The organism is Pseudomonas sp. PNPG3 (assembly GCF_023093815.1).
Classification (GTDB): domain Bacteria; phylum Pseudomonadota; class Gammaproteobacteria; order Pseudomonadales; family Pseudomonadaceae; genus Aquipseudomonas; species Aquipseudomonas asiatica.
In genome coordinates this window covers 46,591-59,710 of record NZ_JALLKV010000019.1, presented here as the reverse complement: position 1 = coordinate 59,710, position 13,120 = coordinate 46,591, and the positions used below count along the sequence as shown (strand labels likewise).

The window sequence follows — 13,120 nt, the reverse complement described above, 5'->3', positions numbered from 1 at the left end:
CAAGGTGATTGGTGAATATTTGAACAGCCTGAAACACATTACAGACTGCCGGCCCTTTCGCGGGTAAACCCGCTCCCACAGATACCCCACAGGGCTTAGGCCTTGTGCGATCCCTGTGGGAGCGGGTTTACCCGCGAAGAGGCCGGTACAGGCCGAAGATCAGCGCTTGGCCTGACGCTGACGCACAGCCTCGAACAGGCACACGCCAGTCGCCACCGACACGTTCAGGCTGCTGACACTACCGCCCATCGGCAACTTAACCAGGAAATCGCAATGCTCGCGGGTCAACCGGCGCATGCCCTTGCCTTCCGCGCCCATGATCATCACCAACGGCCCGGTCAGGTCCTGCTGGTAGATCTCCTGCTCGGCCTCGCCGGCGGTACCTACCACCCACAGGCCACGCTGCTGCAGTTTTTCCAGGGTACGCGCCAGGTTGGTCACCGCCACCAGCGGGATCACCTCCGCCGCGCCGCAGGCCACCTTGCGCACGACCGGCGTCAGGGTTGCGGACTTGTCCTTGGGCACCACCACTGCCGTGGCGCCGGCGGCATCGGCGGTACGCAGGCAGGCGCCAAGGTTGTGCGGGTCGGTCACACCGTCCAGCACAAGGATCAGCGGTGGTGTTTCGGTGCGTTCGAGCAATTCCTCGAGCATCAATTCGCCCCAGACCTGGCTCGGGCTCACCTCGGCGACCACACCCTGGTGCACGCCTTCTACCCAGGCGTCCATCTCACGACGTTCGGCCTGGCCGACCGCCACGCGATTTTCCGCGGCCAACGCCAGCAGCGCCTGCAGGCGCGGCTCGCTGCGCCCTTCCGACAGCCAGATCTGCTTGACCCGCTTCGGGTGGTGCTGCAGCAATGCCTGCACGGCGTGCACGCCGTAGATCTTTTCCAGCTGACTCATGACTTGCTCTTGCTCTTGCGTGGCGCGCCGGACTTCGACGGGCCTTTACGGTGCTTGGTCGGCTTGCCGGAGGCCTTGCCACCCTTTTCCGACTTGCTGCTGGCATGGCCGCCACTGCGCGCCTCGCTCATCAGCGCCTTCTTCATTTCGCGGCTCTTGCGCACTTCGGCGTTACGCTGCACAGCGTCTTTCGGGAAGTACGCCTCGGCGGTCTCGCTCTTGCGGCTGCGCGGCTTCGGCGTGGCCTTGGCCTCGACCGGGGCCTGCTCGGCCTGGCCGGCAGCCGGTGCGGCACCACGCTGCTTGCGGCCGATCGGGGCGGCGAGGGTCTTTTCCGACACTTCGAAGTCGATCTTGCGTTCGTCCAGGTCGACGCGCATGACCTTGACCTCGATCGTGTCGCCCAGGCGGAAGCTGCGACCGGTACGCTCGCCAGACAGGCGGTGGTGCACCGGGTCGAAGTGGTAGTAGTCGCCCGGCAGCGCACTGACGTGCACCAGGCCTTCCACATAGATATCGGTCAGCTCGACGAACAGGCCGAAACCAGTCACCGCGGTGATCACACCCGGGAAGGTCTCGCCCACGCGGTCCTTCATGAACTCGCACTTGAGCCAGTTGACCACGTCACGGGTGGCTTCATCGGCCCGGCGTTCGGTCATCGAGCACTGCTCGCCGAGCTGCTCGAGGGTGTTCTCGTCGTACGGGTAGATGCGCGCCTTGGGGATGCTCATGGCGCCGGCACGCTTGACGTGCGGGGTTTCGACCCTGGAACGGATGATGCTGCGGATGGCGCGGTGCACCAGCAGGTCAGGGTAGCGACGGATCGGCGAGGTGAAGTGGGTGTACGCCTCGTAGTTCAGGCCGAAGTGGCCGTTGTTGTCGGTGCTGTACACCGCCTGGCTCAACGAACGCAGCATCACGGTCTGGATCAGGTGGAAGTCCGGGCGCCCGGCGATGCTCGCCAGCAGTGCCTGGTAATCCTTCGGCGACGGGTCCTTGCCCTTGTGCAGGGTCAGGCCCAGTTCGCCCAGGAAGGCGCGCAGCTTTTCCAGACGCTCCGGCGGCGGGCCGTCGTGCACGCGGTACAGGGCCGGCACGCCATGCTTCTGCAGGAATTCGGCGGTGGCCACGTTGGCCGCCAGCATGCATTCTTCGATCAGCTTGTGGGCGTCGTTGCGCACGGTCGGGCGGATTTCCGCGATCTTGCGCTCGTCACCGAAGATGATGCGGGTTTCCTGGGTCTCGAAGTCGATCGCGCCACGGGTGTGACGGGCCTCCACCAGCACCTTGTACAGGTTGTACAGGTTCTTCAGGTCCGGCACGACTGCCTTGTACTCCTCGCGCAGCGCCTTGCCCTCACGGGTGCGGGAGTGCTCGAGCATGCTGCTGACCTTGTTGTAGGTGAGGCGGGCGTGGGAGTGGATGACGCCTTCGTAGAACTGGTAGTCGACCATCTGGCCGGCTTTGTTCATGGTCATTTCGCAGACCATCGCCAGGCGATCGACATGCGGGTTCAGCGAGCACAGGCCGTTGGACAGCTCTTCGGGGAGCATCGGTACCACGCGCTCGGGGAAGTACACCGAGTTGCCGCGCTGCTGGGCCTCGACGTCCAGGGCCGAACCCAGGCGCACATAGCTGGACACGTCGGCAATGGCCACATACAGGCGCCAGCCACCGGAGAACAGGCGCAGCTTGCCCAGCGGCTCGCAATAGACGGCATCGTCGAAGTCGCGGGCGTCCTCGCCGTCGATGGTGACGAACGGCAGGTGGCGCAGGTCGACGCGCTTCTCCTTGTCCTTCTCTTCGACTTCGGAGCGGAACTTGCGCGCTTCCTTGATCACGTCTTTGGGCCAGACGTGCGGGATATCGTAGCTGCGCAGGGCAACGTCGATTTCCATGCCCGGCGCCATGTAGTTGCCGATGACCTCGACCACATCGCCTTGCGGCTGGAAGCGCGGGGTCGGCCAGTGGGTGATCTTGATCTCGACGAACTGGCCGATCTTGGCACCGCCGTTGCGCCCGGCAGTGACCAGCACTTCCTGCTGGATCTTCGGGTTGTCCGGGGTCACGTAGCCGATACCGCCTTCTTCGAAGTAACGGCCGACCACGCTTTCGTGGGCGCGGGAGATGATTTCGACCAGCACGCCTTCACGGCGGCCACGGCGGTCGACGCCAGAGACGCGGGCCAGGCCGCGGTCACCGTCGAACACCAGGCGCATTTGCGACGGGCTGAGGAACAGATCTTCGCTGCCGTCGTCCGGAATAAGGAAGCCGAAGCCGTCGCGGTGACCGGAGACGCGGCCGCAGATCAGGTCCAGCTTGTCTACCGGGGCATAAGTGCCGCGCCGGGTATAGATAAGCTGGCCATCGCGCTCCATTGCACGCAGGCGGCGGCGCAGGGCTTCGATCTGATCTTCATCGTACAGACCGAACTCGGCCGCCAGCTCCTCGCGTGCGGCCGGTTCGCCACGGTCGGCGAGGCGCTGCAGGATCAGCTCACGGCTGGGAATAGGGTTGTCGTATTTTTCCGCTTCGCGAGCGGCCTCGGGATCGAGGGATTGCCAATCGGCCATCAGAAGGGGTTCACCTTGGGGTATATAGATAGGAATTCTGGCATAGGCGTATTGAAACCGGAAATGTCAGCCTTGGACAGCCCCACCGGCGTGTCTGGCGAGGACGAATAGGACTGCGGAATCAACAAGTTGAATTTTTTGAAATTTTTTTTGCTTGGGGGGTTTACAGCCCCCCGGACCGTCCGTATAGTGCGCACCACAACGACGGACAACCCCGAAGTTGTAGTAGAGATGAGCGGCGCTGTAAAGCATCAAGTAATCTCGAATGTGTGCCCAGGTGGCGGAATTGGTAGACGCGCTGGTTTCAGGTATCAGTGGCTTAACGGCCGTGGAAGTTCGAGTCTTCTCCTGGGCACCAAATATTTTCAAGTAACAGATGACCAAGGATCTGTTACTACTGTGTGAAAGCGAACGATAGTCGCCTTCTCCAGATGATGTAAAGCTTTGCCCAGGTGGCGGAATTGGTAGACGCGCTGGTTTCAGGTATCAGTGACTTAACGGTCGTGGAAGTTCGAGTCTTCTCCTGGGCACCATACAAAAACCCACTAGCTTGCTAGTGGGTTTTTTCTTGCCTGCGATTTTTGTATCCCTCCTCTTTTCGGTCATAGGTGCAAACCTGTGCCGGCCTCTTCGCGGGCGCGCCCGCTCCCACAGAATCATCACAGGCCTTCCGGCTAGTGAAATACCTGACACCTTCAGACTCTTGCACCATGGTCTGACCATGAATTTCTCGTCACCCGGCCACTTGAGAAACGATTTCGTTTACCATTGTTTCCAAATATGTAGCCGTAAGCGAGGAAGTACCCGCATGACGATCCGCCCGCAACCGCTGATGCGTACCTTGGCCGCCGCCGTGCTGAGCCTGGCCATCGGCGCTCCGGCCGCCATGGCAGACGCACCGGTCACCCTGACCATGTACAACGGTCAGCACAAGGAAATCGGCGAGGCCATCGCCAAGGCCTACGAGGCCAAGACCGGCATCCACATCGATATCCGCAAGGGCAGCAGCAACCAGCTGGCCAGCCAGATCATCGAGGAAGGCGAACGCTCGCCGGCCGACATCATCTACACCGAAGAGTCCCCTCCCCTGAACAACCTGGGCGAACTGGGCCTGCTGGCGAAGATCGATGACGCCACCGCGAACATGATGCCCAAGGAGTACGTTGGCGCCAACGGCACCTGGATGGGCATTACCGCCCGTACGCGCATCGTCGTCTTCAACCCGAAGAAGGTCGACGAGAAAGACCTGCCGACCACAGTGATGGACTTTGCCAACCCCGAGTGGGAAGGCCGTGTCGGCTATGTACCCACCAGCGGCGCCTTCCAGGAACAGGCCGTGGCTATCCTGAAGATGCACGGGCGAGAAGCCACCGAAGAATGGCTGACCGGCCTGAAGGCATTCGGCAAGACCTACACCAACAACATGGTCGCCCTCAAAGCCGTGGAAAAAGGCGAAGTGGCTGCGGTACTGGTGAACAACTACTACTGGTATGCGCTGGAGCGCGAGCGCGGCAAGCTGGACACCAAGCTCTACTACCTGGCCGATGGCGATGCCGGCAACCTGGTCACCATTTCCGGCGCAGCCGTGGTCAAGGCCAGCAAGCACCCGAAAGAAGCCCAGGCCCTGCTCAACTGGATGGCCAGCGAAGAAGGCCAGCGCGTGATCACCCAGACCACCGCCGAGTACCCGCTGCACAAAGGCATGGTCTCCGACCGCGGCCTGAAGCCGTTCGAAGACCTGCGCCCACCGAAGATCTCACCAGCCGACCTGGGCAATGCCGAGGAAGCGATCGAGCTTGAGCGCGAGGTCGGCCTGCTCTGATGACTGCCGCCCTGTCCGAACCGGTGCCGGTTCGCTTCGTACCGCGCCGCAAGCGCCCCTCTGTCTGGGTGGTGCTGCCTGTGCTGTTCCTGGTAGCGATGAGCTTGCTGCCTTTGCTGTACGTTGCCATGAAAGCCTGGGAGGCCGGCTGGCGCGAAGCCTTGCATCTGCTGTGGCGGCCGTTTGTCTGGGGGCTGATGCGCAACACCCTGATGCTGATGGTCGGGGTGACGCTGACCTGCATGGTGGTCGGCCTGGCCCTGGCCTGGCTGCTGGAGCGCAGCAACCTGGCCGGCCGCCGGTTGTGGGGCGTGGTGCTGTGCCTGCCGTTCGCCGTGCCGTCGTTCGTCAGCAGCTTCACCTGGGTGTCGCTGAGCTCGGACTTCGAAGGGCTGGGCGGGGCGATCATGGTCATGGCCCTGTCCAAGTACCCGCTGGTGTTCCTGCCGGTGGCCGCGACCCTGCGCAACCTCGATACCTCGCTGGAGGAATCGGCACGTACGCTGGGCTGCAGCCGCTGGGGCGTATTCATCAAGGTCACCCTGCCGCTGCTGTGGCCATCGATGCTGGGCGGCGCGCTGCTGATCGCCCTGCACATGCTGGTGGAGTTCGGCGCCTTGTCGATCCTCGGCTTGCAAACCTTCACCACGGCGATTTACCAGCAGTTCGAACTGGAGTTCAGCAATGCCAACGCGGCCATGCTGTCCGCCGTACTGTTGGCGATGTGCCTGGTGATGCTGTGGCTTGAACTGCGGGTACGTGGCAAGGCCCGTCACGTGCGCATCGGCCAGGGTGTGGCGCGGCGAGCACAACCGGTGCGGCTGCGTGGCTGGGCAGTGCTGGCGCAACTGTTCTGCGTGGGCCTGGCGGTGTTGGGCAGCGGAATTCCGCTGGCCATGCTCGGCTACTGGTTGAGCGTGGGTTCATCGGCGGCATTCCCAGTGGCAGCCATTTCCAAGGCGCTGTTCACCTCGTTGTCGGTGTCGCTGGGCGGCGCCGGCTTCTGCGTGCTACTGGCCCTGCCAATCAGCTTCCTGGTGGTGCGCTACAAGGGCCGCCTGGCAATTTGGGCCGAGCGCCTGCCATACCTGTTGCACGCCCTGCCCGGCCTGGTGATTGCCCTGACCCTGGTGTTCTTCGCCCTGCATTACGTGCCGGCGCTGTACCAGACCACGGCACTGTTGCTGCTGGCCTATGCGCTGCTGTTCCTGCCGCTGGCGCAGTCGCCGGTGCGCACCGCACTGAACAAGGCTTCACCTACCCTGGAGGAAGCGGCACGGACCTTGGGCGCAAGCAGCTTTGCCGCGTTCTGCCGGGTGACCCTGCCGATCATCTTCCCGGCCATGGCGGCAGCTTTTGCCCTGGTGTTCCTGGATGCCATGAAGGAACTGACAGCTACCTTGCTGCTCAGCCCGACCGGCATGACCACCCTGGCCACCGAGGTATGGGCGCATACGGCCAACGTCGAGTTCGCGGCGGCGGCGCCTTATGCGGCATTGTTGATTGTGGTTTCGGGGTTGCCGGTTTATCTGCTGACTACGCGGATGTATTTGAACAAGGCTTGAAAGCTTGCCCAGGCCGCCATGCGGCCTGGGCATTAAGCCACCTGGGCAACTCACTTCTTGGACATGATCCGCAAGACCCGCAGAAACAGATTGATAATGTCTAGATACAGCGATGCAGCGCTGTCTATTGCATTATCCACGGTAGGCTCAATCTGGTTCGCACGCCCCCAATCAACCCCGATATAGCCACAGAAGATCAGTGCAGTGATCCAATCCATTACCCCGAGATGGATACCGAATAACCAAACCTGCGCCAATTCAACGAAGATCACAGCTATCAAAGCTATGCATAATGACGCCTTGATGCGCTTGAAGAAGCGGGGGAATACAGACCCCAGCAACATCATGGTAACGGTTAGCAAGACGGTCGCCTGCAAGGCATTCACGATGTTTTCATGTGAGTACTTTGGGAGGACGATGACAAGCAGCAACCCGACCGGAATCACGATCAGGTTGTAGCCGAGGAAACTGTACAACGGCTTTTCAGATTTGAAGATGATCGCGACACCCGCTAGCGCGGTGATCAAGTAGCCAACCAGGAACAGCATCATGGGGATGGACCGAACAATATCGGGCGGCACCGTGATTACCAGATACCAGTTGACGAAGAAGCCCCACAGCAGTACTGCGCCGAGGATCAGATTGTAGATGCACGCCGATATTTTATGATTGGTTCCGAGTCGATTGAAGGTTTCGTTCTCCAGCATGTCTGTTATGCCCCCTGGCGTCTATGCTTGTAAATACTGCCCGCGATAACGTGCGCTCAACGCCACCCCGCTAAGCAACTGCTGTTTCGCGGCGGCGGAGCCTTATGCGGCGTTGTTGATCGTGGCATCGGGTTAGCGGTGTATTTGCTGACTATACGGATGTATTTGAATAAGGCGGAGAACGGGTCCAGACTGGTGACCAACCCGATTTCATTAATATACACCCGTCATCTCAGAAACCTTATCCAAACACAGAACATAGCCAGCAAGACAAAAAGCAGCACGTGAGCATGCCATAACCAAACCAGTAGTTTTTTAAGGCTTTGAGGGGCATTGCGGACATCTTCACTGTCCAACATACCTTTGCGAATGCAAAAACCCTTCATTGATAGCATCGCGGAAACTGACCCCAAACGCATAATCTGCCCAAGCATACCAGCACGGGCATACATTGCTTTGTTTCCCACAACCATGGGACTATTTGAGAAGCTTGCCTCGACCTTATCAAGGAAGCGGTATGCAATTACAATCCACGTTCCAAACATTAAAAATGGTGATGCAAACAAACACACTCCGAGCACCGCGACCTGCACATTGGTCATTACAGCACCTCATATAAAACTTCTCCAAGAAACTCGCCACCCATTTCTCCTAACGCCCCACCTACACTACCTCCAGCCACCCCGCCGAGCACCACGCAAGCGACAGCCCCTGCACCTGCTGTGATGCAGTTGATCAATCTCCTCTAGCGTTTTCTTGATAGCCTCAAGATGCTTGTTCCAGGCATCACTGGCTGCACCTGCACCTATAGACGCACGGGTCAACAAGCTCTGCAACAGATCATAGTTCTCTAGGAAGAATCCATCGATTCCCCCTCCGTTCAACTCGATATCAAGGTGTATCCCAGCCGCCTTACCCATGAGAAAAGCTTCATGACTAGTGCAGGAGGAGGGGGTGCTTGGTTCACCCACGATCACGAGTTCGCCAGGGAAAACGACGCTATTGGCAATATGCGCATTCAACACATCAAACTTGGCCCGCTGATTGGATGACATCGGCGTGCCGGCCTTCAGCGACTCATACGATTGCGCCTGAAGATTGCACTTGCTCCACCGCCGCCGGCACCGTGCTGCCGGCGATCGGCGCAAACTCGCCTACCCACACCCCAAATTAATAGCCTTCCAATTTCAACCAACTCCAAAGACCTATGAGCGACAAAAAAATAGCGACATGAACAAACCACAAGCCCACAAGCATACGGCGCAAACCACCAGGAAATTTCTTTACATCCTGAAGATCCAAAAGGCCTTTACGAATGCAAATCGCCCTCATCGACAACATTACGGATGCGGAGCCGGTACGCATCACTTTACCCAGCAAACCCGCCTGACCAAAAATCTTTTTATTACCAGAAACCATTGAACTATTAGAAAGCAACGACTCTATGTAACTCACATAGCGAACTGAAATATAAACCCATATAAATATGACCATGAACATAGCCATCATTAAAGGAAGACCTAACCACCTGGCGTCGAAGCCAATCATTGCGTCACCTCATATAACAACTCACCAAACATCTCACCGATATCACCTACGACCGAACCGCCTGCAGCACCACCCACGGCGCCTCCAATGACAGTACACGCGAGGGCCCCCGGACCGCCTGTCGTCACTCCGAGGAAAAGTACGCATCCAGTTCCCCCTAGAAATCCACCAATCGACCCGCCCGCGATCGAGCCCCCCGTACTGCCGACCAGAGAGACTCCTTCCACATACTTGGCCTTTCTGCAATCTTCAGAGCGTCCAAAGGTACATGCATGATGGATACTCAGCCCTGTTGAAGCCACGTCGAGCCCCAAGCCGATATAAGTGCCCTTCTTTATCAGACTTGCCGCTTTCGAGACGCCAGCAATCTTTTCGGCATATCCAGCAATCTCACCTGTATGTAGGTAGCTCTTGGTAGATATCTCGAGCGCTCTTTTCACCGATCCCTTATTTTGCAGGCCCGAACCATACGCAGCCATGTTGTTCAACTGCCCTTCCAACTTCATAAACAATGCCATTCTCTTGGCATAAAATTCGTCACGCGCTTTTAGCGTGCCGTTTTTCAAATACTCCCGATGTAATATCTCGATTTCTTCCAACGTCCTCTTGATCGCATCGAGGTATCTGCTCCAACCATCGCTCACAACGCCTGCCCCCATGGAGGTATGAGAGAGCAAGCCTTTCAACATCTCATAGTTATCCAGAAAGAAGTCATCCACCCCAGCGCCATTGATCTCAAGCTGATGGTGTATCCCCGCCGCCTCTGCCATCAAATATGCTTCATGGCTCGTACACGATGGTGTACTGGGATCTCCAACAATCACCAGCTCCCCTCCGACAACCACGCTATTGACGATATGCGCATTCAACACATCAAACTTGGCCCGCTGATTGGCCGACATCGGCGTGCCGGCCTTCAACGACTCATAGGATTGTGCCTGGGGATTGATGAAGCTACGTGCCTCGGACATAGTCGCACCTCACGCATATTTCTTGTTGCTGATGCGATCCCAGCCGCCGGTCACATTGCCGCCGGCACTGCCGTCGAGGCGCTTCTGCCGCGTGTAGGTGGTCTTGATGCGGCCATAGTTGAGCTGCACTACTTCCACCGGCACGCCAGCATTGGCGCTTTGGGCGTAGTCGGCGATGATCACTTCTTCGAGAACGACTTCGTAGTACTTGAGCTTTTCGGTACCGGCCCGGCACACCACCAGCTTCACTTCCTTCAGGTGCTGGCCGGCACAGCTGGCTTCGAGCAGCTTGCAGCTGGCGCTGTCCAGGTACTTGGTGAAGGTGAAGTTGGTGAGCGTGGTACGCCCGGAAGATGCGCCACCTGCAGAGCTTGCGGTGGCAGAAGTGCTCTGGTTGGCACCGAACTTGTAGCCGATGATTTCGATCCAGTTGGCGTACTGCTCGTCCAGTGCTTCGCCAGTGATTTCCGCGATTTGAATATAAGCATCGAAAGCCATGCTTACCTCTCCTTGGTAAAAATTGGGCTGATAACGACGGTGTTCGGACATCGCCGCCTTGAGGTTGTTCCCGAAGGCGAATGGCGGATTGCATTGCGTGCCTTCAGGTGCGATTGACACTAGCTCCCCATGCCTGGCGCGACAATAGAATGCGGACAAACAAGGTTAATTTGGGAAATTGCCTACAAATTTACCGATGAAGTCAGCTTGATCGGTGTGGAAGCAGGCTTGGCCGCGAAGTAGAAACCGCGGGGCTGGCACGGGCTTCGCCCGTGTTCGCGGGTGAGCCCGCTCCCACAGTGATCTGAGCGTAGACTTTTAGATTTTGGGGTGAGGGCTACCAGGTGCTTGTCGTGGGTTCTGAGGTGGTGCGCAAATCGAGCGCCGCCCGCGCGGCGCTCGATCTCATAGGCGCTGAAAATACTGCGGCCAACACCTCCCAGCCCAGAAGCTTTCTCAAAAGGCACCTACACAAAAGCGCATCTACATGATCAAGCTCTGAACTGGCCCAGGCTGGCGCGCAACTGAGCCGCCAGATCATCCAGCACCTTGCTACTGGCCGTGGTCTGCATCACCACTTCAGCCGAGCGCTCAGCCTGAGCATGGATAGTCTCCACCCGCCCACGCACAGCTTGCGCCCCATTCGCCTGCTGCTCGGCCGCGCGGGTGGCCAGGCCGATGGCTGCATGCACCTGCTCCACCGCCGCCTGCACCGACTGCTGGCGACGCTCGTTGTCACGCAGCACCAGCAACCCTTCGCTAGCCTTGAGCCCGGCCTGGCTGATAGTTGCCACAGCTTCCTTGGCGCCCTTTTGCAGCGCGGCGATATGCGCCTGGATATCTCCCGTGGAACTTTGCGTCTTGCTCGCCAGCGCCCGCACCTCATCGGCCACCACGGCAAACCCGCGCCCGGTTTCGCCAGCACGGGCGGCTTCGATGGCCGCGTTCAAGGCCAGCAGGTTGGTCTGTTCGGCGATGCCGTGGATAACCGTCAGCACCACTTCGATCTGCTCGCTCTGCTTGGCCAGGCGCTCGATCACCTGGGAGCCGGCCTCCACCTGCCCGGCCAGGTTCTCGATCAAACCGGCTAGCTGGGTTGATGTGCGGCTGTTCTCGTCAGTTGCCTGGCGGATATCCACCACCTGCTGCAGGGCTGCCTGCATCGCGTGGCTTTCAGCCTGGGCCTCGTCGGCCATGCTTGACAGGTCGCGCAGGCTGGCCGCCACTTCATCGCGTTGCAGCGCAGCGGCAGCATCGGCGCCGGCATTGCGCTGGGCCATTGCGCCAATCTCAACGCCGGTACGCTGCGCCACCTCGCCGGCCTCGCGCACGATGGGCTGCAGCTTGTCGACAAAGCGGTTCACCGCCGAGGCCATGTCGCCGATTTCATCGCGGCTGTCGAGCAGCACGCGCTTGGTCAGGTCGCCTTCACCGGCAGCGAGATCGTCGAGTGCAGCGATCAGCAGGCGCAGCTTGCTCAACACCCGCCGGCCAAGCACCACGGCTACCACCAGCAGCACCCCTAGGCCGACCAGCACCAGCCCCAGGCCGATGCGCCAACGCAGCTCTGCAGCCGCATCGCGAACCGTCTGCGCTGTATTGGCCTGCATCGCGGCGGCGCTGCCCTGGGCCTTTTCCAAACGCTCGCGCAGGGTGTTGCCACTCTCGGCCGCAGCACCGACCAGGCTGTCACCGACCAGTTGCTCGCCACTGGTGATAAGGGCGGCGAAGCGCTGGTCGAGCGCCTTGAGCTCCTGGTCGATGCCAGCCGTGGAAACACCCATCACCACCTTGCCGATTTCCGCACCATTGGGGCTGATCGAGGCCTCGACGAAGTACACCGCCGGGTCCCGCCGTGCCGCGTCGATCACCTTGTCCAGCGCACGCTCGCCCTGACCTTTTTCCATCAACGCCTGGTTGATCGGGTTCTGCCGGTTCAGGTAGCGGGTAAGGTGCTGGCCCTGAGCGTCGTCGTAAACCACAAACAGCACGTTGGGGTTGCGCTGGGCGCGGCGCGCGAAGTCGGAGAGCACCGGCACGTCGTTGTCCCATATCGCCCGCGGTGCGACCGACGCCAGCAGCTCGGCCATATCGTTGGCGGAGTCCTTGAGGTTCTTCTCCAGCGTGCTGCGCAGCTGCTGCTGCTCGCTTTGCAGGCGTGCCGACAAACCTGCACTCAGGCGCTGGCGGGTGCTGCTGGAGAGGCCGTCGAGGCCTGAGCGCACATCTTGCCCGGCTTGCTCCAACTCACTGGCGAGTTGGCGGCTGTCATTGCCCAGGCGTTCACCCAGGTCGGCTTCCAGGGCGGTGACCGTGCTTCGGGTAAGCGCAACGGCGACCAGCACCTGCACCAAAAGAGCGATACCAAGGGCAACAAACACAGGCCGCAAAAGGCGGCTTCGTAACAGTGAGAGGATGGCAGACACGGTGTAACCCTCGTGTTTTCTGGCGCCACTATTTTGATGGCATCTTCAGAAACTTCTTACAGCAAGGGTTGTGCCGGCGGCAGCAGGGAAATGTGCCAAGGTCT

At 59.7% G+C, this 13,120-nt stretch carries 10 protein-coding genes, 2 tRNA genes and 1 pseudogene; 4 read left to right on the top strand and 9 right to left on the bottom strand.

Going from position 1 to position 13,120, the window contains the following annotated elements; all coding sequences use genetic code 11:
* Window positions 1-159: 159 nt before the first annotated feature.
* Together rlmB and rnr are read right to left on the bottom strand one after the other, a co-directional pair.
* On the bottom strand, window positions 160-906 hold the full coding sequence (gene rlmB, locus MJ643_RS14680) for a 23S rRNA (guanosine(2251)-2'-O)-methyltransferase RlmB (protein WP_003259007.1): 747 nt from the start codon (window positions 904-906) through the stop codon (window positions 160-162).
* Window positions 903-3,479 carry a ribonuclease R gene (gene rnr, locus MJ643_RS14675; RefSeq protein WP_013974421.1) on the bottom strand — a complete coding sequence of 859 codons (2,577 nt, stop codon included), beginning with the start codon at window positions 3,477-3,479 and terminating at the stop codon, window positions 903-905. Before rnr ends, rlmB begins: the two co-directional genes overlap by 4 nt.
* Window positions 3,480-3,750: 271 nt before the next feature.
* Here rnr and MJ643_RS14670 point away from each other — a divergent pair.
* The 4 genes from MJ643_RS14670 (at window position 3,751) to MJ643_RS14655 (ending at window position 6,866) form a co-directional block, all read left to right on the top strand.
* Window positions 3,751-3,837, top strand: a tRNA-Leu gene (locus MJ643_RS14670).
* 88 nt (window positions 3,838-3,925) lie between these two features.
* Window positions 3,926-4,012, top strand: a tRNA-Leu gene (locus MJ643_RS14665).
* 275 nt (window positions 4,013-4,287) lie between these two features.
* Window positions 4,288-5,301 carry an extracellular solute-binding protein gene (locus MJ643_RS14660; RefSeq protein WP_013974422.1) on the top strand — a complete coding sequence of 338 codons (1,014 nt, stop codon included), beginning with the start codon at window positions 4,288-4,290 and terminating at the stop codon, window positions 5,299-5,301.
* Complete coding sequence (locus MJ643_RS14655; protein WP_013974423.1) at window positions 5,301-6,866, top strand: iron ABC transporter permease; 1,566 nt, start codon at window positions 5,301-5,303, stop codon at window positions 6,864-6,866. The genes MJ643_RS14660 and MJ643_RS14655 overlap by 1 nt, the downstream gene beginning before the upstream one ends.
* Before the next feature lie 50 nt (window positions 6,867-6,916).
* Here the strand turns inward: MJ643_RS14655 and MJ643_RS14650 are convergent, their stop codons facing one another.
* The 7 genes and pseudogenes from MJ643_RS14650 to MJ643_RS14620 all read right to left on the bottom strand — a co-directional run bounded on the left by MJ643_RS14650 (window position 6,917) and on the right by MJ643_RS14620 (window position 13,016).
* A complete protein-coding gene (locus MJ643_RS14650; RefSeq protein ID WP_208209322.1) occupies window positions 6,917-7,573 on the bottom strand; it encodes a Bax inhibitor-1 family protein in 657 nt (218 codons plus the stop codon).
* Between the two features lie 227 nt (window positions 7,574-7,800).
* Complete coding sequence (locus MJ643_RS14645; RefSeq protein WP_013974425.1) at window positions 7,801-8,175, bottom strand: hypothetical protein; 375 nt, start codon at window positions 8,173-8,175, stop codon at window positions 7,801-7,803.
* A 123-nt stretch (window positions 8,176-8,298) separates the two neighbouring features.
* Window positions 8,299-8,721, bottom strand: a pseudogene (locus tag MJ643_RS14640) (hypothetical protein); the annotation flags it as partial.
* Window positions 8,722-8,743: 22 nt separating this feature from the next.
* A complete protein-coding gene (locus MJ643_RS14635; RefSeq protein WP_015271999.1) occupies window positions 8,744-9,121 on the bottom strand; it encodes a hypothetical protein in 378 nt (125 codons plus the stop codon).
* On the bottom strand, window positions 9,118-10,092 hold the full coding sequence (locus MJ643_RS14630; RefSeq protein WP_013974427.1) for a hypothetical protein: 975 nt from the start codon (window positions 10,090-10,092) through the stop codon (window positions 9,118-9,120). Before MJ643_RS14630 ends, MJ643_RS14635 begins: the two co-directional genes overlap by 4 nt.
* Before the next feature lie 9 nt (window positions 10,093-10,101).
* Window positions 10,102-10,590: a type VI secretion system tube protein Hcp gene (locus MJ643_RS14625; RefSeq protein WP_031324578.1), complete on the bottom strand. Its 489-nt coding sequence runs from the start codon at window positions 10,588-10,590 to the stop codon at window positions 10,102-10,104.
* Window positions 10,591-11,081: 491 nt separating this feature from the next.
* A complete protein-coding gene (locus tag MJ643_RS14620) occupies window positions 11,082-13,016 on the bottom strand; it encodes a methyl-accepting chemotaxis protein (protein WP_023661521.1) in 1,935 nt (644 codons plus the stop codon).
* Window positions 13,017-13,120: the final 104 nt, after the last annotated feature.

Excerpts from the sequence above, each read along its gene's own strand:
- MJ643_RS14635 (WP_015271999.1), bottom strand. The coding sequence starts at position 9,121 with ATGATTGGCTTCGACGCCAGGTGGTTAGGTCTTCCTTTAATGATGGCT.
- rnr (WP_013974421.1), bottom strand. The coding sequence starts at position 3,479 with ATGGCCGATTGGCAATCCCTCGATCCCGAGGCCGCTCGCGAAGCGGAA.
- MJ643_RS14645 (WP_013974425.1), bottom strand. The coding sequence starts at position 8,175 with ATGACCAATGTGCAGGTCGCGGTGCTCGGAGTGTGTTTGTTTGCATCA.
- MJ643_RS14655 (WP_013974423.1), top strand. The coding sequence starts at position 5,301 with ATGACTGCCGCCCTGTCCGAACCGGTGCCGGTTCGCTTCGTACCGCGC.
- MJ643_RS14660 (WP_013974422.1), top strand. The coding sequence starts at position 4,288 with ATGACGATCCGCCCGCAACCGCTGATGCGTACCTTGGCCGCCGCCGTG.
- rlmB (WP_003259007.1), bottom strand. The coding sequence starts at position 906 with ATGAGTCAGCTGGAAAAGATCTACGGCGTGCACGCCGTGCAGGCATTG.
- MJ643_RS14630 (WP_013974427.1), bottom strand. The coding sequence starts at position 10,092 with ATGTCCGAGGCACGTAGCTTCATCAATCCCCAGGCACAATCCTATGAG.
- MJ643_RS14650 (WP_208209322.1), bottom strand. The coding sequence starts at position 7,573 with ATGCTGGAGAACGAAACCTTCAATCGACTCGGAACCAATCATAAAATA.
- MJ643_RS14625 (WP_031324578.1), bottom strand. The coding sequence starts at position 10,590 with ATGGCTTTCGATGCTTATATTCAAATCGCGGAAATCACTGGCGAAGCA.